Below are 21,733 nucleotides of genomic sequence, written 5' to 3' on the forward strand. Positions count from 1 at the left end.
AACCCGCATTTCGGGGTTGCTCACCCCCCGACCAGGCCGACTCCCGGGCCGTCGAGGTCGGGGCGCACGACGTCGCGCCCCGAGATCGCGAGCAGCAGCGCGAGGGCCGGTCCGCGGACCTCGGGCCCGTCGCCGAGGGTGAGGTCCAGGTCGGTCGCCCGCAGCGTGACCCGCTCGGCGACCTCGCGTGCTCCACCGACGGAGGCGGGCGTGCGCGCCTGGTAGCGCAGCGCACCCTCGATCGCCTCGGCGGAGTAGTCGTGCCAGATGCCGAGCGGCCGGCGGATGTCCTCACCGTGGACCACCTCCTCGACGAGCCGGCTCTCGAGCGGGGCGAGCCGGGTGGGCGGCCCCGTCCGCCGACCGGCCACCTGGCGCAGGCTGCTCAGGGTCTCGCGCGGTGTCGCCCCGCGGTGCCGGTCGACGCCCTGCTGGGTCATCCGCTCGAAGTCACCCCGGGCCCGAACCATCCCCCGCACGAGGCCGAAGGGGGTGGCGAGGGCATTGGCGACGAGGTGCGCCGCAACGTCGTGGACGCTCCACCCGTCGCAGAGCGACGCGGTGCGCCACTGCTCGTCGGTGAGGCCCTCGAGGTCGGCCGCCAGTGCGGCCCGCTCGGCGTGGACGAGCTCCCAGACATCTGTCATGGGCCCACCTTGGCACGGCGGTCCGACACCCCGCACGACGAAGCGAGCCCCGCCCGACGTGTCGAGATCACACCTCGACGAGCAGCTCCCGGGTGATGTCGCCGATCGAGGCTGCGCCGACCAGCCCCATCGTCAGGTCGAGCTCGGCGAGCACGTTGTCGACCACCGCGCTCACGCCGGCCGTGCCGTCGAGCGCCAGCCCGTAGACGTGCGGGCGGCCCAGCAGGCAGGCGTCGGCGCCCAGCGCGAGCGCCACGAAGAGGTCCGCCCCCACTACGGGCTGTGGGGCGCCCTGATGATCCTCTTCATCTACCCCTTCGGCCGTCGGATCCGGGCCGTCGCCCCGCAGGCGCACACCCTCGCCGAGGTCATGCGCGCCCGCCACGGACGATCCAGCCAGCTGATGCTCGCGATCTCCAACGTGCTCGGCAGCGTCATCTCGCTCATGTCCAACTCCATCGCCGGTGGCGCGCTCATCGCGATGCTCTCGCCGATGAGCTTCATCCAGGGCGTGCTGATGATCGCGGCCGGCGTGCTGATGTACACGATCTGGTCGGGCTTCCGCGCATCGGTGCTCACCGACTTCACCCAGGTCGTCGCCATGCTCCTCGCCGTCGTCGTCCTGGTCCCGGCCTTCTTCTTCGTGCTCGGCGGGCCCGACCTGCTGCGCGAGGGCGCCGGCAACCTCACCGCCCACCAGTCGAGCTTCTTCTCCTCCGAGGCCTTCCTCGGCCAGGGCGCGCCGTACATCGCGGCCGTCCTCGCCTACGCCATCGGCAACCAGACGATCGCCCAGCGGCTCTTCGCGGTGCGCGAGGACCTCATCAAGCCGACCTTCGTCACCGCGACCGTCGGCTACGGCGCGACGATCATCGGCGTCGGCATGATGGGTGTGCTCGCCCTCTACGCCGGCATCGACCCGGCCGGCGGCGACCCCAACAACCTGCTGCCGCAGATGGCGGCGACCCACCTCGCGACCCCGCTCATCGTCATCTTCTTCGTCATGATCATCGGCTCGCTGTCGTCGACGGCCGACTCCGACCTGGCGGCCCTGTCGTCCATCGTCATGACCGACATCTACGGCGACCGCGCCCGTCGCGCCGGCACGATCAACCCCGCGACGATGCTGCTCATCGGGCGCCTGACGATGGTCGTCGCCACGGTCGCGGCGGTCCTCTTCGCCGCGCTCGAGCTCAACATCCTCGACCTGCTCGTCTTCGTCGGTGCGATGTGGGGCTGCCTCGTCTTCCCCGTCATCGCCTCCTTCTACTGGTCGAGGGTCACCAACGCCGCCTTCACCGTCTCCGTGCTCGTCGCCTTCGCGGTCTTCCTGCCGGTGCGCTTCGGCTGGCTGCCGCAGTCCGGGGCGCTCGACCTCGTCGTCGACGTCGTCGGCATCATCGGCGCCGGCATCGTCATCGGGCTCATGGCCTTCGGCTTCTTCGGCGCCCGCGTCGGCATCTCGCTCGGTGCCGTCTTCGCGGTGGGGGTTGCCCCCTTCGCCATCGGGGTGATCTCGCAGTACCCGGCGCTGTCCGGCTCGCTGGCCGCCTACGCGATCTCGACGATCGTCTGCGTCGTCATGTCGTTCGCGTCGCGACAGCGGCCCTTCGACTTCTCGCTCATCGCCCGTCGCACCGGTGACTTCACCGACGACGAGTCGCTGACCGGCGACGACGACCTCGACCTCGAGCCCGCCCGCTCCTGACCCGGAAGGATCCCCATGTCGATCACCGCACTCACCGCCTACGTCCTCGTCTGGCCGGTCATCGTGGCCGTCATCCTGACGATCATCTGCGTCGCCTTCTACAAGGAGTGGCGCGCCGCCAAGGACGAGGGGCGCAAGATCATCTGACCTCGGCCACGGCATGACGAAGGGCGGGTCCGCACCGTAGTGCGGGCCCGCCCTTCGTCATGCCGGGTGGAGCCGGGTCAGGGGGCGACGGGGCGCCCCTGCAGGTGGCGCCACGTGTAGGCGACGGCGATCGTCATGACCGGGCCCAGCACGATGCCACCGAGGTAGCAGGTGCAGACGGTCGCGATGATCGCGACGACGCCGAGGAGGCAGAGGAGCAGGTTTTCGGCGAGGTTGTCCTTGACGAAGGTGAAGCTCGCCGAGATGGCGTCGGTCGCGCTCTTGCCGTCGAGGACCGCCGCGTTGGTGTAGTAGAGGAAGAAGGTCACGACGATCGCACCGACGCAGAAGACGATGAGGCCGGCCAGCGTGGCGACCGCGACGAGGATGCCCGCCAGGAGGGCCTGACCCCAGGGGATGCGGTTGAAGAGCTGACCGATCTCGACCCGACCGGTGTCGACGACGTCGAGCGCGCCGCGCATGATCGCCAGGCCGACGATCCAGCCGAAGAGGCTGGACAGCAGGCTGCCGACGAGCTCGAGCAGCGAGGAGCCGAGGCTGGCCTCGGGCGTCGGGGTGTCGGGGTCCCACGAGGGCGCCGAGAAGATCTCGAGACCGCCGCCCATGAGGTTGAAGAGGAACTGCACGCCAACGGTGACGACGAGCAGCAGCAGCCCCAGCACGAGGAAGACGCCCACGTGCTGGCCGAACGTGCGGAAGCCGTAGACGATCGCCTCGATCGGGCTGTACGGGGCGGCGAAGCCCCCACCGGGCGGCACCGGCGGCATCCCACCACCACCGGGCGGCATGGGCGGCATCCCGCCACCGGGGCCACCGGCGGGCGGCTGGGACCCGTAGGGCGGCTGGCTGCCGTAGGCCGGCTGCGACCCGTACGGCGGCTGGGAGCCCTGCGGCGCACCCGTGCCCGGAGCGGGCGGGGTGCCGTACGGCGGCTGGCCGCCGGTGGGCGTGCCCTGCCCCTCGGGTGGCGGCTGGTTCGACGGGTACGGCGAGGAGGGCGGATAGCTCATGGGGGTCATGCAATCGACATCTGCCGCCGACAGCAAGCGACTCGCACGGGGAGCACTCCCCCGCGCGTGCGGGCGCCGGGCGTCAGGAGACCCCGTGCCGACGCTGGTGCCGCAGGCCGAGCGCGGTGCCGACGAGGACGAGGGCGATCGACGCGACGAGCACCCCGAGGTAGCCGATCCACACGGCGGCGGTGAGGGCGAGGGCCGCCGCGACGAAGGACATCGCCAACGCGAAGGAGGTGAGCGTCGTGAAGTCGGTGCCGGCCGAGTCGGGGCGGGCGAAGTCCATGTTGATCGTGTAGACGACGACATTGGCCACCGCGTAGGCGGCCATGAAGGCGCACAGTGCGATCGTCGTCCACACGGTCGACGCCTCGCCGAGGGCGAGCGGCACCAGGCCGAGGGTGGCGACGGCGAGGAGCACGCCACCGAGGACGAGGACGCGACGACGACCCCAGCGGCTGACGAGCGCACCCGCGCCGAGCGCCGAGAGGACGGCCGGTGCCGAGGCGATCGCGCCGGAGACGACCCCGATCTTGGTCAGCGACCAGCCGGCGTCGACGAGAGCCGGCGAGACGATCGCGTAGCCCACGGCGGCCCCGATGTAGTAGAGCGGGACGACGACGAGCACCCAGCTGCGGCAGCCCTGCTGGGCGAAGACCGAGAGGAGCTCGCGCAGCCCGGCCCGGCGCACCTGCACCTCGCGGGTCGGCTCGCGGAAGCCGATGACGACGCCGAGGGCCGTGGCGGTGAGCAGGGCCAGGAGCAGGATCGCGGGCACCCAGCCCCACCGGTCGTAGACGACGACGGCCAGGCCGCCGCCGACGACGCTGCCGAGGTAGTTGCCGCCGACCTGGATCCCGTTGCCGATCCCCCGACCGGAGTCGGTGAGGAGGCGGACGGCGAGCGCGTCGGCGGCGATGTCCTGCGTGGCGGAGAAGAGGACGAAGAGCGCGCAGATCGCGAAGACCGGGCCGAGATGGTCGGCGGGGGTGGCGAAGGGGGTGAGCGCCAGCAGCGTGATGACCAGGCCGAGCTGCAGCGGGATGAGCCAGGAGCGGTAGTGGCCGACCCGCCGGCTGCCGAAGCGGTCGACGAGCGGCGCCCAGAGGAACTTCAGCGGCCAGATGAGCCCGATCGTCTGGAGCATGCCGAGCGTCGCGAGGGAGGTCCCGCCGTCCCGGAGGATCGCCACGAGCCCGATCGTGAGGAAGCCCACACCGAGGTACTGGGTGAAGTACAGGGCGGTGATGAGCCGGAACCGCTCTGCGCCAAGGGTTGTGGCGTCTTCAGTGGCAGTCGGGGCAGTGGTCGTCACGGGGTTCTTCCTCGCGCTCGTGGGCAGGTGCCCGGGTAGGGGTCATCGCGCATCGGCGGTGATGCGCAGCGACGCGATCTCGACGAGCGAGGTCGGCGCACGGCAGTTATGTTAGGCCAGCACTACCTAAGTTAGGTGTCCCTTACTTCTAGGAGCATGCTCGGTGAACCCCCACCTCCTGACGCACGAGACCGCCGACGACTACGTCCGCGGCATGGCGCGCGTGACGCAGCTCGTCGCGCGGCACCTAGCCGCGGACGCCCCGTCGACCGGGGCGACCGTCGCCGACCTCACCCCCGCCGTGGAGGGTGTCGACCTCGACCGGCCCGCCTCCGACCTCGACGCGGCGCTGGCCGAGGTGACCGACATCTACCTGCGCGACGCCATCTGGTTTCACCACCCCTCCTACGTGGCCCACCTCAACTGCCCCGTGGCCCTGCCGGCCGTCCTCGCCGAGGGCATCATCTCGGCGGTCAACACCTCCGTCGACACGTGGGACCAGAGCGCCGGCGGCACGCTCGTCGAGCAGCGCCTGATCCGCTGGACCGCCGGCCGCATCGGCTTCGGCGAGGGCGCCGACGGCGTCTTCACCAGCGGCGGCACGCAGTCCAACCTCCAGGGCCTGCTCCTCGCACGCGGCGAGGCGGTCCGCCGGGTCGGGCCCGATGCCACGCTGCGGATCCTCGCGACCGAGCACAGCCACTTCAGCGTCATCAAGGCCGCCCGCATCATGGGGCTGCACCCGAGCGCCGTCATCGCGGTGCCGACCGGCGCGACCGGCGGCATGTCCGTCGCCGCCCTGGCGAGCGAGCTCGACGGCATCCGCGAGCGTGGGGAGACGGCCATGGCCGTCGTCGCGACCGCGGGCACCACCGACCTCGGCGTCATCGACCCGGTCGCCGCCATCGCCGACCTCGCCGCCGCCCACGGCGCGTGGCTGCACGTCGACGCCGCCTACGGGGGCGGGCTGCTCGTCTCCCTTCGTCGCCGGCACCTGCTCGCCGGCATCGAGCGGGCCGACTCGGTGACCGTCGACTTCCACAAGACCTTCTTCCAGCCGGTGAGCTCCAGCGCGATCGTCGTGCGCGACGGCGCGACCCTGGTCCACGTCACCCACCACGCCGACTACCTCAACCCGCGGACCGCGGTGACCCCCAACCAGGTCGACAAGTCGCTGCAGACGACGCGCCGCTTCGACGCGCTCAAGCTCTGGCTGACGCTGCGGGTCACCGGCGCCGACGCCGTCGGCGAGATGTTCGACGAGGTCATCGACCGCGCCCACGAGGTGTGGGAGGTGCTGCGGGAGGACGACCGCTTCGAGGTCGCCGTCGAGCCCGTGCTCAGCACGGTCCTCATGCGCTACCGGCCGAAGGGGGTGGGCGTCACCGAGGCCGACTCGCTCAACCCCCGTATCCGGCACGCCCTCCTCGACGACGGGTCGGTCATGGTCGCCGGCACGACGATCGAGGGGCGGTCGTGGCTGAAGTTCACCCTGCTCAACCCGCAGACCCCCTTGGCGCACCTGCTCGGGATCCTCGAGACGATCGCCGCCACCGGAGAGGCGCTGCTCGCCGCCCTTCGAGACGGCGCTGGCGCGCCTCCTCAGGAACCGGTCCACCTCGACGAGCTGAGCCTCGCGGAGCTGGAGGTGGCGCGATGAAGGTGCACGACTTCGTCGGCATCGGCCTGGGGCCCTTCAACCTCGGCCTGGCCGCCCTGACCCACGACCTGCCCGACCTCGACGGCGTCTTCCTCGAGGCGCGGGACGAGTTCAGCTGGCACCCCGGGATGATGCTCGAGGGCGCGACCATCCAGGTGCCCTTCATGGCCGACCTCGTGACGATGGCCGACCCGACGAGCCGCTTCAGCTTCCTCAGCCACCTCAAGCAGATCGGGCGGCTCTACCCGTACTACATCCGCGAGAGCTTCTACCCGCTGCGCGCCGAGTACGACCAGTACTGCCGCTGGGTCGCCGACCAGCTCGACACCATCCGCTGGGGCCACGAGGTGACCTCCGTCGAGCGCGAGGCCGACGGCACCTACGTCGTCACCGCTCGCCTCGGCGACGGGACGGTCACCTCCCTTCGCGCTCATCATGTGGTGCTCGGCATCGGCACCGAGCCGACGCTCCCGCCCGTCGCGGAGGGCCTCGGCGGACCCGTGACCCACTCCGCGCACTACCTCGAGCACCGAGCGGCCCTGCAGGACCAGGGGTCGGTGACCGTCATCGGCAGTGGGCAGTCCGCCGCCGAGATCTACCTCGACCTGCTCGAGGGCATCACCGAGCACGGCTACCACCTGACGTGGATCACCCGCTCGCCGCGCTTCTTCCCCATGGAGTACACGAAGCTCACGCTCGAGATGACCTCGCCGGAGTACGCCCGCTACTTCCGCGAGCTGCCGATGGAGCGGCGCGACGTGCTGCTGCGCGCGCAGCGCAACCTCTACAAGGGGATCAGCGGCGACCTCGTCGACCAGGTCTACGACACCCTCTACCGGATCCGCGTCGAGACCGGCGCACCCGTCCCGACGACCCTGCTCACCAACAGCGAGGTGCGCGAGGCGAGCTGGGACGCCATCTCCGGGCGGTACACGCTCGGCGTGCACCACGAGGAGCAGGACGCCGCCGTGCGGGTGACGAGCGAGGGCCTCGTCCTCGCCACCGGCTACCGCCCCCGGACCCCCGCCTTCCTCGAGCCCGTCGCCGGACGCATCCGGCGCGATGCCCGCGACCGCTACGACACCGGGGCCGACTACAGCGTCGACCTCGACGGCAGGATCTTCGTGCAAAACGCGGAGGAGCACACCCACTCCGTCCTGGCCCCCGACCTCGGCATGGGCGCCTACCGCAACTCGGTGATCATCAACGCCATGACCGGCCGCGAGGTCTACCCCGTCGAGGAGCGGATCGCCTTCCAGCACTTCGGGGTCGGTGAGATCGACTCCCCCGTGGTGGAGCCCGTGCGCGCCGAGGCGGTGGCGCGATGACCCCCTTCGCCCTGCTCACGCCCGTCGGCCGCGTGACGATCGAGCCGGTCGTCCCCGCCGAGCACGCCGACCTGCTGCACGACTGGGTGACCCACCCCAAGTCGGCCTTCTGGGGCATGCAGGGGTACACCCCGGAGCAGACCCGGGCGGCCTTCGACGAGATCGACGCCGACCAGCACCACGACGCCTGGCTGGGTCGGGTCGACGGCATCCCGACCTTCCTGACCGAGACGTACGACCCGGCGCACTCCGTGCTCGCCGCGCACTACCGGGTCACCCCCGGTCAGCTCGGCATGCACGTGCTCGTCGCGCCGACCGACACGCCGGTGAGCGGCCTGACCTCGCAGGTCTTCCGCGCGGTCATGCACTTCTGCTTCCGCGACCCCGCGACGACCGAGGTCGTCGTCGAGCCGGACGCCCGCAACCACGCGATCCACGCCAAGAACGCCGCCGCCGGCTTCGTCGTCGACCGCCGCATCTCGTTGCCGGACAAGCAGGCCCTGCTGAGCTTCTGCACCGTCGCCGACTTCGCGGCCAGCGAGCTGGAGCGGGGCACGCAGGAGCTGCCGAGCCCCGACGTCGCCCACCTCGAGCCGGGCGTCATGGCCCGCGCCCACCGGCACGTCGCGGCCAAGGCCATCGGCGAGTTCACCCACGAGCGGCTCCTCGAGCCCGAGCCCACGGCGGACGGGCGGTGGACGATCAGCGCCGGGGCGGCCCGCTACACCTTCGCGGCCACCCGGCACGCTCTCGAGCACTGGCGGGTCGACCCGGCGAGCATCGAGCGGACCGTCGACGGGAGCCCGACCGAGGTCGACGCCCTGGTGGTCGTCTCCGACCTGCACGAGGACCTCGGCATCCCCGACCACCTCCGCTCGACCTACCTCGAGGAGCTGAGCGGGACCCTCGCGAGCCTGGCCTTCAAGTGGCACCACGGGCGCCGCACGAGCCGCGACCTCGTCGACGCCGACTTCCAGACCATCGAGTCGGCGATGACCGAAGGGCATCCCGCCTTCGTCGCCAACAACGGTCGCATCGGCTTCTCCGCCACCGACCACGCGGCCTACTCGCCGGAGGCCGGCGCCGACGTGCGCATGCAGTGGATCGCGGTGCGGCGCACCGTCGCCCACCTCTCCCTGGCCGACGGCATGACGGAGGAGGACCTCTACGCGGGCGAGCTCGACCCGGCGGACCGGGAGCGATTCTCCCTTCGTCTCGAGGCGAAGGGGGTCGACCCCGCCGACTACCTGCTCATGCCGGTCCACCCGTGGCAGTGGGACCACAAGCTCGCGGTGACCTTCGCCGCCGACATCGCCCGCCGCGACGTCGTGCACCTCGGCACCACCCACGACCGCTACCGGGCGCAGCAGTCGATCCGCACCTTCTTCAACACGAGCCGGCCCGAGCGGCACTACGTCAAGACGGCACTGGCGATCCAGAACATGGGCTTCCTGCGCGGCCTCTCGCCGACGTACATGGCGGCCACGCCGGCGATCAACGACTGGGTCGCCGGCGTCGTCGCCGCCGACCAGGAGCTCGCCGACTGCGGCTTCAAGGTGCTGCGCGAGGTCGCGGCCGTCGGCTACACCGGCGACGCCTACCACCAGCTCGGCTCGCCCAGTGCGCACACCAAGATGGTCGCCGCCCTGTGGCGCGAGTCGCCGGTGCCCAAGCTCGCTGCGGGAGAGCGCCTCCAGTCGCTCACCGGGCTGCTCCACCGCGACGCCGAGGGCACGGCGCTCATCACCGAGCTCATCGCCGCCAGCCCGATCGGTGCGACCGAGTGGGTGCGACGGATGCTGCGGGCCTACCTGCGGCCGGTCGTCCACTGCCTCGGCGTGCACGACCTCGCCTTCATGCCGCACGGCGAAAACCTCATCCTCGTCCTCGAGGACCACGTGCCCACCGGCGTCTACATGAAGGACATCGGCGAGGAGGTCGTCGTCATGTCCGACCGCGAGCTGCCGCCCGAGGTCGAGCGCATCCGGCACGTCCTCGACCCGCAGGTGCAGTCGCTGTCGGTGCTCACCGACGTGCTCGACGGGGTGCTGCGCTTCGTCGCGGAGATCCTCGCCGACGACGGGGTGCTCACCGGCAAGGACTTCTGGGGCCTCGTCGCCGAGTGCATCACCGAGCACGCGGCCGACCACCCGCGAGCGGCCCGGCTCGACCTGCTGCGGCCGACCTTCGAGCACTCCTGCCTCAACCGGCTGCAGCTGCGCAACACGCTGCAGATGGTCGACCTCAGCGATCCCGAGGGATCGCTCATCCGGGTCGGGGACCTCGACAACCCCCTCCACGCCGCGACCCTTCGAGACGGTCGCTTCGCGACCTCCTCAGGGAACGTCGGCGGCGGCAGCGTGAGCAGGGACGTGGCCGGGTGACCCGACGCTGGCGGGTGGAGCGGGATGCCCACGGCATCCCGCTCTGCTGGGGGGAGACGCTCGAGGACCTCGCCTTCGCCCAGGGTCGGTCGGCCGCTGTCGACCGGGCCTGGCAGATCGAGGTGGAGCGGCGGCGGTCCGAGGCGACCTCCGCCGCCCTCCTCGGGACCTCGGACTGGGACGACTTCGCGACCCGGGCCGACCTGCCCGGCATCGCCCGTGCAGCCGTCGCCGACCTCGACGACGACACCCGCAGCTGGCTGCACGCCTACGTCGCGGGGGTCAACGACGGCCTCGACGAAGGGGGCTCTCGAGCACCGGAGTTCGCTGCCACCGGCACCCAGCCGCAGCCCTGGGAGCCGTGGTCGCCCGCCGGGGTCTTCCTCGTGCAGCACGTGCTCATGGGCAACTTCGGCCACCTGCTGTGGCGGCGGCACGTGCGCGCCCAGCTGGGCGACGACGCCCTCGACCTGCTCAGCCACGAGGGGGTGCCGCTCGGCGGCAGCAACGCGTGGGCGCTCACCGGGTCACGCACCGCCACCGGCGCGCCGATGATCGCCGCCGACCCGCACCGGGTGCTCGAGGCGCCGGGGATCTACCAGCAGGTGCGGCTGACGACGCCGCAGCTCGACGTGACCGGGCTGGCCTTCGCCGGCGTGCCGGGCGTACCCCACTTCGGCCACACCGGGTCGGTCGCGTGGGCGGTCACGCACGCCATGGCCGACTACCAGCAGATCGCCCCTGACGCAGATCCGGTGGTCCCCCACCCGATCTCGCCCGCCGGCCTCGACGGCGACATCGGACTCGCGGCGATGCGTCGGCTGCTCCTGGCCCGCACCGTCGACGACGTCGACGCAGCCCTCGACGGCTGGGTCGAGCCGGTCAACGCCGTCGTCATCGCCGGCGCCGACGGTCGGGTGCGCGAGCGTGTCGCCGGCCGTCTCGTGACGACGCCCGAGGATGCGCATTTCCCTAGGGAAATACGCACTCAGGTGGACCCGCCCCCAGAGGATGCGCATTTCCCTAGGGAGATGCGCACTCAGGTCGGCCACATGGGCACGGTGGCGGCGCCCCCGGCGCGGCGGGACCTCGCCGACGGCGAGGTCGTCGTGCACGCGAACGACCGCCGGCCCTCCGTCGCCGACCTCGGCGAGGAGTTCGCCGCACCGCACCGGGCGCAGCGGATCGCCGAGCTGCTCGGCGAGGGCACCACGTGGGACACCGCCGGCCTCGCGGCGATCCAGGTCGACACGCAGCTCGGCTCCTGGCCGACCTTCCAGACTCTCCTCGGCGGGGTCGCGGCCACCGGCCCCGCCGAGGAGCTGCGCCTGCGGCTGCTCGCCTGGGACGGGCGCATGGACGCGGGCAGCCACGACGCGCCCATCTTCGCGAGCTGGCGCACCGAGCTCGTGCTCGCCGTCGCCGCCCACCCCCGGCTCGCGCCGATCCACGAACCCGCCGGTCTCGCAGCGCTCTTCGCCCCCTGGGTCGATCCCGTCGCCCGGGTCGGCGCCGGGATCGAGCGGATCGTGCACGTCGGGCGCGACTGGGGCCTGCCCATCGACGACCTCGCCGTCCAGGCACTCGTCCGGGTCGCCCAGGCCCCTGCTGACGACCGGACGTGGGGGGAGCGGCACGTCGCCCCCTTCGTCCGGGCCGAGCACACCGTGGCCCCCGCCTCGGGCCCGCTCGGTGGCGACGGCGACTGCGTGCTCGCCACCGCCGCCGCCCCCGGTCTGAGCGACCTGTGCTGGCGGGGCCCGGCCGCCCGGCTCGTCTGGTCCCTCGGCGGACCGAGCGGCTGGGCCGTGCCGCTCGGCGCCGACGGCCCGGCCACGTCACCCCACGCCCACGACCAGCAGGGGCTGTGGCGCGACGGCGACCTCGCCGACGTCGCCACCCCACGACCCCAGCCGCAGTCGACCGACGAGCAGGAGACCCGATGACCGACCTGACCTTCCGACCCCTGCAGCCCGAGCAGGACGCCCCGCTGATCCACGGGTGGGTGACCCACCCGCGCGGGCGCTTCTGGGGCATGGGCGACAAGAGCGTCGAGGAGATCCGCGACGTCTACGCCTTCGTCGACTCGCTCGAGGCGCACTGGGCGTGGATCGGGGAGGTCGAGGGACGGCCGGTGGCGCTGCTGCAGACCTACGAGCCCGAGCACGACCCGATCGCCGAGGCCTACGACGTGCAGCCGGGCGACCTCGGCGCGCACGTCTTCGTCGCCCCCGGCGAGGACCCCCTCGCGGTGGGCGCCGGGATCTTCGCGTGGGCCTTCGCCGACCCGGCCGTGCAGCGGCTGGTCGGCGAGCCCGACGCTGCCAACCGGGCGATCCTCGAGCGGCTGCGGCAGACCGGATTCGAGCTCGGCGAGCAGGTCCGCATCGGGGACAAGGACGCCCGGATGGTCTACCTGACGCGAGAGCGCTTCGCGTCGCTGCTGCAGGTCTGACCACGACCGACCGTGGACAGGCGTCGCGAGCGTCGCCACACTGACCGCATGGGGACACGTACACCCGCGCTCGTCGCGGTGATCATCACCATGGCCTTCGGCCTCGGCTTCGCCTTCTTCGACACGGTGCCGCGCTGGTACCCGGTGGCCGGCGGCATCCTCGTCGCCGCCGCCTGGGTCGCGGTCGGCATGGCGGGCAACCGACGGCGCACCTGAGCCGCGCGACCGCTCGGTAGCGTGAGGGGATGACCGAGCGCGCAGGCCACCCGACCCGGCGCAGCTTCGTCGCCGGGTCGATGGGTGCGGCTGCCCTGACGGCCACGGCCACCGGAGGTATCGGCCTCTACCGCACCCGCCACGAGGTGCCCGCGTCGTACGGGCTCACCGTCGCGATGCAGACCTTGCAGGGTCCGTGGCGGCAGACCCGCCGGCTCGTCGAGACACCCGACCTCGAGCGCCTCTTGCCCGACTCCCGGGTCCTCGTCGGCCCCGAGCAGGGGCCGCTGCTGGAGGCCGAGGAGGAGTGGCTCGCCGGCCTGAGCCTGCCCGGGCACGTGGCCGGCACCCCGCGCGACCTCGCCCGCCAGGCCGCCCTCGACCTGTGGGTGCTCTCCGCGGGCCTGCCCCTCGCCGTCGCCGGGTGGTCCCCGATGTGGCGTCACGCGTGGCCCCGCGACACGGCGCACGTGGCCGTCGCCCTCCACCGCCTCGGCGACGCGAAGGGAGCCACCCGCCAGCTCGCGGCCCTCGCCTCCCGCGTCGGCCGGGCAGGGCGGATGCAGGCCCGCTACGCGCTCGACGGCGGCACCCCGGACGACCGGCCCCCGCAGGACGACGGCTTCGGCTGGGTGCTGTGGGCGGCCGGCTCGACGGCCGACTCGTGGCGGGGCACCTCCCACGCGTCGGCGATCGAGGGCTTCGTGCGGCACTGCGCCACCACGGCACTCGGCCGGCTCGCCGCGGACGGGCTGCCGCTCCCTTCGCCCGACTACTGGGAGCTCGACGAGGGGCAGCTGACCCTCGGGACCGCCGCCCCGGTCCTCGCCGGCCTCGAGCACGCCGCGACCCTCCTGCCGGACCGGCTCGGCGAACGCTGCGCCGCAGCGGCGCTGCACCTCGACCACCAGGTGCACGCGACCTTCGGCATGCGGGGCTGGCCCCGTCGGATCAGCGGCGGCGCGAGCGACACCGCGATCGCCTGGCTGCTGCCGCCCTACCGCACGGCGCCACCACGCGAGGCGGACATCCGGGCCGCGCTCGACGACGCCGCCCGCCAGATGGCCCGGCCCAACGGCGGCTACGCCCCCGGCGGCGACTGGCGCGACGACGGCGTCGCCTGGACCCCCGAGACGGCCGTGCTCGCCGGCGCCTGGGCCACGAGTCCCACGACCCGCGAGCGCGCGGTCGAGACCCTGCGCTGGCTCGCCGAGCACCGCACGTCGGCCGGGTCGCTGCCCGAAAAAGTCCTCGACGACGGCTCCCCCGCCGGCCCGTCGCCGCTCGCGTGGACCGCCGCGGTCACGCTCACCGCCGCGGCCGACGTGGCAGGCTGACAGCACACCGACGCAGGAGGCACCCGTGACCGACACCCCCACCTACCTCCGACCGCCCCACGAGGGCGTCAGCTATCTCGTCACCCAGCAGATCCCGACCGTGGTCCGCCTCGCCCAGGACGTGGCTCCCGACGGGATGCCCGCGATCTTCGACGAGACCTTCACGGCGCTCGTGCCCGCGCTCGCCGAGGCAGGCGTGCAGATCGCCGGGCCCGCGATCTCCCTGCACCACCGCATGCCGGGGGCGACGATGACCTTCGAGGCCGGCTTCCCCGTCGCCGCGCCGCTCGACGGACAGCTCGAGGCGGGTGGCATCACCTTCCTGCCCTCGAGCATGCCGGCGACGCAGGTCGCGACGGTCTCCCACCTGGGCGGGTACGACGGTCTGGGGGACGCGTGGGGCCGATTGATGCAACAGGTGGCGGCCGACGGGCACCAGCCGGCGCTGCCCTTCTGGGAGGTCTACGTCACCGAGCCCTCCCCCGACCTGGACCCCGCGACGCTCCGCACCGACCTGGTGCTGTCCTACGAGAGCTGAGCGGCCTCAGCGACCCGCGGCGAGCACCTCGCGCAGCGGCGTCGCCGGGTGCCCGGTGAGCGCCTCGACGTCGCCGGTGACCTCGGCGTGCTCGCCGGCGGCGACCGCCGTGTAGGTCGAGATCCAGCCGGCGACCTCCCAATCAGGAGCGTCGTAGACCGCCCGTGAGGCTCGGGCCTCGTCGAGCGTCTCGTCGACGTAGGTCACCTCGCGGCCGCTCGCCTCGCCGACGATCGTCGCGATCTCGGTGAAGGACAAGGCTGCTGGCCCCGTCAGCGTGTAGGTGCGGCCGGCGTGGGCGGCCGGGTCGAGCAGCACGGCAGCAGCGGCGTCCGCGATGTCGTCCTGGGCCACGACGGCCACCCGGCCGCTGCCGCCGGGTCCGCGGATGACGCCGTCGTCACCCACGAGCCCCGGCATGAAGTCGGCGTAGAAGGAGTCGCGCAGGAAGGTCCAGGTCAGGCCCGTCCCACGGATCGCCGCCTCCGTCACCGCGTGGTCGCGGGCGAAGGTGAAGGTCGACGCCGCGCTCGCCCCCTGGAAGGAGAGGTAGACGAGGTGCCGCACGCCGGCGGCCGCGGCCGCCTCGACGAAGGTCAGGTGCTGCTGCGCCCGGTCGGCTGCCTCCGACGCGGAGACCATGAAGGCCGTCTCGACCCCCGTGAGGGCCTCGCGGACGGCGTCACCGTCGGCGAAGGGGGCCACGACCGCTGTCGCACCCGGCAGATCCGGCGCCCGGTCGGGGTCGCGGACGAGGAGGCGAAGGGGGACCCCCTGCGTCGCGAGGCGGTCGGCCACGCGGCCACCGATGCCACCGGTCGCCCCGGTGAGGGCGATGGGAGCCGTGGCCACGGTCAGCGCCGGTCGGACAGGGCGTAGGACGCGGCAGCCGAGGCAGCGGCGACGCCGAGGACGGCCGGCCAGGCGCCGACCTTCTTGGCCAGCGGGTGCGAGGCGCCGAAGCCCCCGAGGTAGATCGCCGACAGCGCCGCGGTCGTCGCCGGGTCGGTCTTGGCGAGCCAGCTGCGACCGGCGAGCAGACCGGCCGCGCCGAGGACGACTCCCCCGAGCGGACGGATGCCGCTCTCGCGGGCCGTGAGGTAGCCGCCGATCAGCCCGAGGGCGGCGACGGGTGCGGTCTGGACGCTCTCTGCGCTGCGAAGTGCCATGCGGACAGGCTACGACCGCCCTTCGAGACGGTCGCGGGGCGACCTCCTCAGGGACCGGTGGGACGGTCGCGGGGCGACCGCCCACGCGGGACGTGGGACCCACTCAGGGACCGGTGGGACGGTCGCGGGGCGACCTCCTCAGGGACCGGGAGGGGCGTGGTGGGATGCTGACCTCCGAACGCACCCACCGACCACGGAGCAGCTGATGAGCACCGAGAAGATCGTCGTCGTCGACGGCGCCCGTACCCCGACCGGAAGCTTCGGCGGGATGTTCAAGGACGTGCCGGGCTTCGAGCTCGGCGCCGAGGCCAGCCGGGTGGCGCTGCAGCGCGCCGGTGTCGCGGGCGAGGACATCTCCGAGGTCGTCATGGGCTGCATCGGCCAGGTCGGCCCCGACGCCTACAACGCGCGTCGCGTCGCCGTCACGGCCGGCCTGCCGACCAACGTCCCCGCCTACACGGTCAACCGCCTGTGCGGCTCGGGCCTGCAGGCGATCTGGTCCGCCGCGATGGAGATGCGGTGGAACGACCTCGACTTCACCCTCGCCGGCGGTGACGAGTCGATGACCCGGATGCCCTTCTACGACTTCGGTGCCCGCAGCGGCTACAAGCTCGGCAACCGCCAGCTGCAGGACGGCACCGTCCTCATGCTCACCGACCCCTTCCACGGCATCCACATGGGCGTCACGGCGGAAAACGTCGCGAAGAAGTACGGCGTCTCCCGCGAGGAGCAGGATGAGTTCGCCCTCGAGTCGCAGCGCCGCGCGGCGACCCCCGAGGCGCAGGCAGCCTTCGCCGAGGAGATCACCCCCTTCGAGGTCGGGGGCCGCAAGCCCTTCACCGCCGACAAGGACGAGCACCCCAAGCCCGACACCACCCTCGAGACCCTGGCCGGCCTCCGCCCGGCCTTCGCCAAGGACGGCTCGGTCACCGCCGGCAATGCCTCGGGCATCAACGACGGCGCTGCCTCGGTCGTCCTCGGCCGGGAGTCCGCCGTCGCCGAGCGCGGCCTCACCGGGCTCGTCAGCCTCGAGGCGGTCACCACCGCGGCGATGGAGCCGGAGCTCATGGGCTACGCACCGACCCACGCGCTGCGGGCGCTCTTCGACAAGACGGGGACCTCCCCTTCGGACATCGGGTCGATCGAGCTCAACGAGGCCTTCGCCTCGCAGGCCGTCGCCGTCATCCGCGACACCGAGCTCGACCCCGCGCGCGTCAACCCCTACGGCGGCGCGATCGCCCTGGGCCACCCCGTCGGCGCGACCGGCGCGATCCTCACCCTGCGCCTGGCCAAGGACATGGTCCGGCGCGACCTCGAGCTCGGCATCGTCACCATGTGCATCGGTGGCGGCCAGGCCCTCGCCGCGATGTTCCGGCGGATCTGATGGCCTCCGTCGAGTGCACCGTCGCCGACGGCGTCGCCCGCATCGAGCTCAACCGCCCGGAGGCGGCCAACAGCCTGGACATGGCGCTGGGTGTCGCCCTGCGCGAGGCCGCCGAGCGGGCTGCCGAGGACGAAGGGGTGCGCGCCGTCGTCCTCAGCGGTGCCGGCAAGCGCTTCTGCGGGGGCGGCGACATCGCCTCCTTCGCCGACTCGCAGGACACCGCGGGTGACCTCTACGAGCTCGCCGTCGCCGGGGACGCCGCGGTCGCCGCGCTCGAGGCGCTCGACAAGCCGGTGGCGGTCGCCGTGCACGGTGCCGTCGCCGGCGCCGGGCTGGGCATCATGCTCGCCGGCGACGTCGTCATCGCGGCCGAGGGCACGAAGTTCGTCGTCGCCTACCCCAAGATCGGCCTCAACCCCGACTGCGGCACGTCGACCCTGCTGCCGCTGGCGATGGGTCGGCAGCGGGCGCTCGCCTTCGCGCTGCGTGACCAGCCGCTGTCGGCCGACGAGGCCCGCGAGCAGGGCCTGGTCGCCGAGGTCGCCGCCGACCCGCTGGCCCGGGCCCGTGAGCTCGCGGCCACCTGGGCCGCCGGACCCGCCGGCGCCTACGGCCAGACCCGACGACTGCTGCGGGCAGGCTCCCTTCGCTCTCGTGAGGCGAGCGGTCGGGACGAGGCGGAGACCATCCGCGCCCGGGCGTCGCTGCCCGAGACGCAGGCGCTCTTCGACGCCTTCCTCGGGCGCTGAGCCGGCGGCTCAGGCTGTCGTCACCGGCTCCTCGACGGCCGGGCGGCGACGGGTGATGTCGGCGCAGGCCTCGCAGGTCTCCTCCGGGATGACGCCTAGGCGCATGAGGTGACCGAAGGCCCAGCAACCGGCGCAGAAGCCGAGCGCTGCCTCGAGGGTCGCGAAGACGACGAGCACGCCGAGGACAATCCCCGCGGCGGTGTGCAGGCCGAGACCGAGGGCGAGGACCGCCGCGGTCGTCGAGAAGGCCAGACCGATGCCCTGGGCGAAGCGCTTGGGCGGCCCCGGCGTCAGCACCGGCTGCCCGAGCCGAGGAGCGACGACTCGCATCGCCAACCAGCCGAGAGGGCTGAGCCGGGGCCCGGCGAGCACCCGGCCGAGGAAGCCCAGCGCGAGCGGCACGAGCAGCCACCACCATCCGGTCACGAGCGTCAGCACGCTGATCGCGACGACACCGGTGGCGACCGTGCGCGCCGCCTTGTCGTTGACCGGGTTGGGGAAGTCAAAGAAGGCCATGCCCACAATCATAAGTCTGCGTTTGGACAGGCATAACGTCCTGTGATGTGTGCGCGCTGGCAGGATGAGGCGTCATGCGTTCCGTGACCCACCTGGTGACCGTCGTCGAGCTCGACGACGGAACCAACGGCCCCCGGTCGATGTCCGTGTCCGCACTCCACCTGGCCGTCCTCCACGACGGCACCCGACGGATCCTGCTCGACGATCGGGGCTGGAGTGAGTGGGGCCCGGACGGCCTGTGGGAGCGCATGACCATCGAGGAGATCGCCGGCACGGCCGTCACCGTGGTCGGCCCGGACGAGCCCCACGGCGACCTCACGCACGAGGACATGGAGCAGGATCACTGGGACTTCCTGGCGGAGCGGCTGCGGGCGCAGGGCGTGGCGGCCGATGGCGCCGAGCTGCGCCGGATCCCCCACGAGGTCGAGCTCGGCCAGCGCCTGAGAGCGCGACTCGGACGGCCGTAGGCTGCCGAGCATGGACGGTGGCACCCGAGCGGCACAGGCCCTGGTCGACAGCGGCATCGAGCACACGATCACCCGGCGCGGCATGGTCCGCTCCCTCGAGGAGGCGGCCGCAGCCCGCGGGGTCGAGCCACACGACATCATCAAGACCCTCGTCGTGCGAAGGGGGGAGGGCGACCACCTCTTCGTCCTCGTCCCCGGCGATCGCCAGATCTCCTGGCCGAAGCTGCGTGCTCTGCTGTCGGTCAACCGGATCTCGTTGCCGGACAAGGAGATCGCCCGCGAGGTGACCGGCTACGAGCGGGGGACGATCACCCCCTTCGGCTCGCTGCAGGCACTGCCCGTCGTCGCCGACGAGACCGTCGCCGGCCGCACCGTCTCCATCGGCGCCGGCGCCCACGGCGTCGCCGCCACCCTCGACGCCGACGCCATGCTCGCTCACCTCGACGCCCAGGTCGCGGACGTCACCGACCCCGCCTGACCGGCCCTTCGAGACGGCCGCGGGCGGCCTCCTCAGGGAACGGTGAGGAGCGGGCGCAGGGTGGGGGTCGGCCCGACTCATGGAAAAGTCCCGACCCTGCTACGCCCGGTGAGGCGTCTGCGACAGGAGTCGGGACTTTTCCTTAGGGTCACCCCCAGCCCTGTGCTCGCGGCCCTTCGAGACGGGCGCGGGGCGCCCTCCTCAGGGAACGGGCAGACGGGCCCGGGGCGCCCTCCTCAGGGAACGAGCAGACGGGGCGCGGGGCGCCCTCCTCAGGGAACGGGCAGACGGGGCGCGGGGCGCCCTCCTCAGGGAACGGGCAGACGGGGGGCGGGGCGCCCCCTCAGGGAACGGGCAGACGGGGCGCGGGGCGCCCCCTCAGAGACCGAAGCGCGAACTCAGCGAGGAGCCATGCGCAGCGAGCCGTCCATGCGGATGACCTCGCCGTTGAGGTAGTCGTGGTCGATGATCGACAGCGCGAGCTGGGCGTACTCGTCGGGGCGGGCGAGGCGCTGCGGGAAGGGGACTCCCTTCGCCAGGCCCTCGCGGAACTCCTCGGAGACGGTCGCGAGCATGGGGGTCTCGACGATGCCGGGAGCGATGGTCATGACGCGGATGCCGTACTGGGCGAGGTCGCGGGCAGCGGGCAGGGTGAGGCCGACGATGCCGCCCTTGCTCGAGGAGTAGGCGGCCTGGCCGACCTGGCCGTCGTAGGCCGCGATCGAGGCGGTGTTGATGACGACGCCGCGGGCGCCGTGCTCGAGGGCCTCGGTCTGGGATATCTTCTCGGCGGCGAGCGTCAGCACGTTGAAGGAGCCGACGAGGTTGACCTGGACGACCTTGGCGTAGAAGGCCAGGTCGTGCGGGCCCTTCTTGCCGAGGATGCGCATCGACGGACCGATGCCGGCGCAGTTGACGACGGTGCGCAGCGGCACGCCGGCGCCGGCGGCGGTGTCGACCGCGGCCTGGACCTGCTCGGGGTCGGTGACGTCGACGGCGACGTACTCGACGCCGTCGACCTGCGGGGCGCCCTCGATCGAGGCCGGCAGGTCGAAGGCGAAGACGCGCGCACCGCCCGTGGCGAGCGCAGCCGCGGTCGCTGCGCCGAGGCCCGAGGCCCCTCCGGTGACGATGGCGGCGGTGTCGGTGATCTGCACGGTGCTCTCCTCGAAGGGGGATGGTGTCCGGGTATCGGGCCGAGCCTAACCAGTGGCCGATCCCCGGTTACGGTGCCCGCATGAGCGAGCTCCCTGCGGAGGAATCCAAGCCCCCCTCCCCCGGCGACTTCCCTGCCGCGGTGCGCAACCCGCGCGAGGTCCTGCTCTTCGGCATCACCCCGCCCCGCGCCGAGACCGCCCCCGAGCGGATCAGCGAGATCGCCGCTCGGACCCTCGCCCGCGCCGAGGCCCTGCCCGTCGACGCCCTCGTCCTCTACGACATCACCGACGAGGCCGACCGCAACGCCGCCCCCCGCCCCTTCCCCTTCGCCTCGATGCTCGACCCGGGCGACTACCTCAGCGAGCAGCTCGCCGGCTGGGACCGGCCGGCGATCGTCTACCGCGCCGTCGGCAAGTACCGCGAGGACGAGCTCGCGGACTGGCTGGCCGCGGCGCCGGACAACGTCCTCACCGTCTTCGTCGGCAGCTCGAGCAGAGATGCCGAGGTGAACACGACCCTGCCCCGCGCCCTGGAGCTGCACCGCGAGGTGCGGCCGAGCCTGCCGCTGGGTGGCGTGACGATCCCCGAGCGCCACTCCGGCCGCGGTGACGAGCACGAGCGACTGCTGCGCAAGCAGCACGCGGGCGCCGGCTTCTTCATCAGCCAGATCGTCTACGACATCGGCGCGGCCAAGAACCTCGCCTCCGACTACCGCTATGCCGTCGTCGAGGACGAGCTCGACCCGGCGCCCCTGATCTTCACCCTCTCGCTGTGCGGGTCGGACAAGACGCTGAGCTTCCTCGAGTGGCTCGGCGTGCGGGTGCCCAGCTGGGTGCGCAACGAGATCGTCCACGCCGACGACCCGCTGAAGTGGTCGCGCCAGCACGCGCTCAACGCCGCCCGCGAGCTCACCGACTTCTGCCGCTACCTCGGCATCCCCTTCGGCTTCAACATCGAGTCCGTCTCCAGCCGGCGGGTCGAGATCGAGGCCGCAGAGGAGCTGACCCATGAGGTCGCGGCCCTGCTCGACCGGGTCTAGCCGG

General features: G+C 72.6%; 22 protein-coding genes and 1 pseudogene. 15 read left to right on the forward strand and 8 right to left on the reverse strand.

The genetic code is table 11. The features are described from left to right. Positions 1 to 20: 20 nt before the first annotated feature. A complete protein-coding gene (locus AB4Y78_RS03550; RefSeq protein ID WP_007929638.1) occupies positions 21 to 647 on the reverse strand; it encodes a maleylpyruvate isomerase family mycothiol-dependent enzyme in 627 nt (208 codons plus the stop codon). 67 nt (positions 648 to 714) lie between these two features. Further along, complete coding sequence (locus AB4Y78_RS03555; protein ID WP_441736861.1) at positions 715 to 1,032, reverse strand: alpha-hydroxy-acid oxidizing protein; 318 nt, start codon at positions 1,030 to 1,032, stop codon at positions 715 to 717. Here AB4Y78_RS03555 and AB4Y78_RS03560 point away from each other — a divergent pair. Then, positions 919 to 2,355 (forward strand): annotated as a pseudogene (locus AB4Y78_RS03560) (sodium:solute symporter family transporter); the annotation flags it as partial. The gene AB4Y78_RS03555 and the pseudogene AB4Y78_RS03560 sit on opposite strands and share 114 nt — an antisense overlap. Before the next feature lie 15 nt (positions 2,356 to 2,370). Next, on the forward strand, positions 2,371 to 2,502 hold the full coding sequence (locus AB4Y78_RS03565) for a putative transporter small subunit (protein ID WP_007929627.1): 132 nt from the start codon (positions 2,371 to 2,373) through the stop codon (positions 2,500 to 2,502). A gap of 77 nt (positions 2,503 to 2,579) precedes the next feature. Here AB4Y78_RS03565 and AB4Y78_RS03570 read toward each other — a convergent pair whose 3' ends face one another. Next, positions 2,580 to 3,533, reverse strand: a complete 954-nt coding sequence (locus AB4Y78_RS03570) for a hypothetical protein (RefSeq protein WP_128277331.1) — start codon at positions 3,531 to 3,533, stop codon at positions 2,580 to 2,582. Between the two features lie 82 nt (positions 3,534 to 3,615). Then, positions 3,616 to 4,851 (reverse strand): MFS transporter, encoded by a 1,236-nt coding sequence (locus tag AB4Y78_RS03575; RefSeq protein WP_259921418.1) that lies wholly within the window; start codon positions 4,849 to 4,851, stop codon positions 3,616 to 3,618. Positions 4,852 to 5,014: 163 nt separating this feature from the next. Here AB4Y78_RS03575 and AB4Y78_RS03580 point away from each other — a divergent pair, with 163 nt between their 5' ends. From AB4Y78_RS03580 to AB4Y78_RS03615, 8 genes are read left to right on the forward strand one after another with little or no spacing between them, the layout of a single operon-like run. Then, positions 5,015 to 6,511, forward strand: coding sequence for a pyridoxal phosphate-dependent decarboxylase family protein (locus AB4Y78_RS03580; RefSeq protein ID WP_259921420.1), 1,497 nt, complete (start codon positions 5,015 to 5,017; stop codon positions 6,509 to 6,511). Continuing rightward, positions 6,508 to 7,839: a lysine N(6)-hydroxylase/L-ornithine N(5)-oxygenase family protein gene (locus AB4Y78_RS03585; protein ID WP_282070478.1), complete on the forward strand. Its 1,332-nt coding sequence runs from the start codon at positions 6,508 to 6,510 to the stop codon at positions 7,837 to 7,839. Before AB4Y78_RS03580 ends, AB4Y78_RS03585 begins: the two co-directional genes overlap by 4 nt. After that, the gene (locus tag AB4Y78_RS03590) at positions 7,836 to 10,223 is read left to right on the forward strand and encodes a GNAT family N-acetyltransferase (RefSeq protein ID WP_441714150.1); all 2,388 of its coding nucleotides are present in this window, start codon (positions 7,836 to 7,838) and stop codon (positions 10,221 to 10,223) included. Before AB4Y78_RS03585 ends, AB4Y78_RS03590 begins: the two co-directional genes overlap by 4 nt. Then, positions 10,220 to 12,169: a penicillin acylase family protein gene (locus tag AB4Y78_RS03595; RefSeq protein WP_441714148.1), complete on the forward strand. Its 1,950-nt coding sequence runs from the start codon at positions 10,220 to 10,222 to the stop codon at positions 12,167 to 12,169. Before AB4Y78_RS03590 ends, AB4Y78_RS03595 begins: the two co-directional genes overlap by 4 nt. Beyond that, the gene (locus AB4Y78_RS03600; RefSeq protein WP_259910698.1) at positions 12,166 to 12,678 is read left to right on the forward strand and encodes a GNAT family N-acetyltransferase; all 513 of its coding nucleotides are present in this window, start codon (positions 12,166 to 12,168) and stop codon (positions 12,676 to 12,678) included. Before AB4Y78_RS03595 ends, AB4Y78_RS03600 begins: the two co-directional genes overlap by 4 nt. 48 nt (positions 12,679 to 12,726) lie before the next feature. Beyond that, complete coding sequence (locus AB4Y78_RS03605; protein ID WP_259910700.1) at positions 12,727 to 12,894, forward strand: hypothetical protein; 168 nt, start codon at positions 12,727 to 12,729, stop codon at positions 12,892 to 12,894. A 29-nt stretch (positions 12,895 to 12,923) separates the two neighbouring features. Next, on the forward strand, positions 12,924 to 14,231 hold the full coding sequence (locus AB4Y78_RS03610; protein ID WP_441714145.1) for a glycoside hydrolase family 15: 1,308 nt from the start codon (positions 12,924 to 12,926) through the stop codon (positions 14,229 to 14,231). Between the two features lie 25 nt (positions 14,232 to 14,256). Continuing rightward, positions 14,257 to 14,769: a GyrI-like domain-containing protein gene (locus AB4Y78_RS03615; protein WP_441714143.1), complete on the forward strand. Its 513-nt coding sequence runs from the start codon at positions 14,257 to 14,259 to the stop codon at positions 14,767 to 14,769. A 6-nt stretch (positions 14,770 to 14,775) separates the two neighbouring features. Here the strand turns inward: AB4Y78_RS03615 and AB4Y78_RS03620 are convergent, their stop codons facing one another. After that, on the reverse strand, positions 14,776 to 15,621 hold the full coding sequence (locus AB4Y78_RS03620; RefSeq protein ID WP_441714141.1) for an SDR family oxidoreductase: 846 nt from the start codon (positions 15,619 to 15,621) through the stop codon (positions 14,776 to 14,778). Positions 15,622 to 15,623: 2 nt separating this feature from the next. Then, on the reverse strand, positions 15,624 to 15,938 hold the full coding sequence (locus tag AB4Y78_RS03625) for a hypothetical protein (protein WP_128277350.1): 315 nt from the start codon (positions 15,936 to 15,938) through the stop codon (positions 15,624 to 15,626). A 205-nt stretch (positions 15,939 to 16,143) separates the two neighbouring features. Between AB4Y78_RS03625 and AB4Y78_RS03630 the strand changes: the two genes are divergently transcribed. Both AB4Y78_RS03630 and AB4Y78_RS03635 read left to right on the forward strand, forming a co-directional pair. Continuing rightward, on the forward strand, positions 16,144 to 17,322 hold the full coding sequence (locus AB4Y78_RS03630) for a thiolase family protein (protein ID WP_202865246.1): 1,179 nt from the start codon (positions 16,144 to 16,146) through the stop codon (positions 17,320 to 17,322). After that, positions 17,322 to 18,071, forward strand: a complete 750-nt coding sequence (locus tag AB4Y78_RS03635; protein ID WP_306513422.1) for an enoyl-CoA hydratase/isomerase family protein — start codon at positions 17,322 to 17,324, stop codon at positions 18,069 to 18,071. Before AB4Y78_RS03630 ends, AB4Y78_RS03635 begins: the two co-directional genes overlap by 1 nt. A 9-nt stretch (positions 18,072 to 18,080) precedes the next feature. Here AB4Y78_RS03635 and AB4Y78_RS03640 read toward each other — a convergent pair whose 3' ends face one another. After that, positions 18,081 to 18,587: a DUF4395 domain-containing protein gene (locus AB4Y78_RS03640; RefSeq protein ID WP_306513420.1), complete on the reverse strand. Its 507-nt coding sequence runs from the start codon at positions 18,585 to 18,587 to the stop codon at positions 18,081 to 18,083. Positions 18,588 to 18,661: 74 nt separating this feature from the next. Between AB4Y78_RS03640 and AB4Y78_RS03645 the strand changes: the two genes are divergently transcribed. Further along, positions 18,662 to 19,054, forward strand: coding sequence for a hypothetical protein (locus tag AB4Y78_RS03645; protein ID WP_441714138.1), 393 nt, complete (start codon positions 18,662 to 18,664; stop codon positions 19,052 to 19,054). Positions 19,055 to 19,064: 10 nt separating this feature from the next. After that, entirely contained in the window at positions 19,065 to 19,532 is a 468-nt protein-coding gene (locus AB4Y78_RS03650; RefSeq protein ID WP_441714136.1) for an aminoacyl-tRNA deacylase, read from the forward strand. A gap of 398 nt (positions 19,533 to 19,930) precedes the next feature. Here the strand turns inward: AB4Y78_RS03650 and AB4Y78_RS03655 are convergent, their stop codons facing one another. Then, positions 19,931 to 20,689 (reverse strand): SDR family NAD(P)-dependent oxidoreductase, encoded by a 759-nt coding sequence (locus AB4Y78_RS03655; RefSeq protein WP_441714134.1) that lies wholly within the window; start codon positions 20,687 to 20,689, stop codon positions 19,931 to 19,933. Positions 20,690 to 20,769: 80 nt separating this feature from the next. On the opposite strand from AB4Y78_RS03655, the gene AB4Y78_RS03660 reads away from it, so the two are divergent. After that, on the forward strand, positions 20,770 to 21,729 hold the full coding sequence (locus tag AB4Y78_RS03660) for a methylenetetrahydrofolate reductase (protein WP_259910719.1): 960 nt from the start codon (positions 20,770 to 20,772) through the stop codon (positions 21,727 to 21,729). Positions 21,730 to 21,733: the final 4 nt, after the last annotated feature.

The organism is Janibacter sp. RAF52, from assembly GCF_052114035.1.
Classification (GTDB): Bacteria; Actinomycetota; Actinomycetes; order Actinomycetales; family Dermatophilaceae; genus Janibacter; species Janibacter hoylei.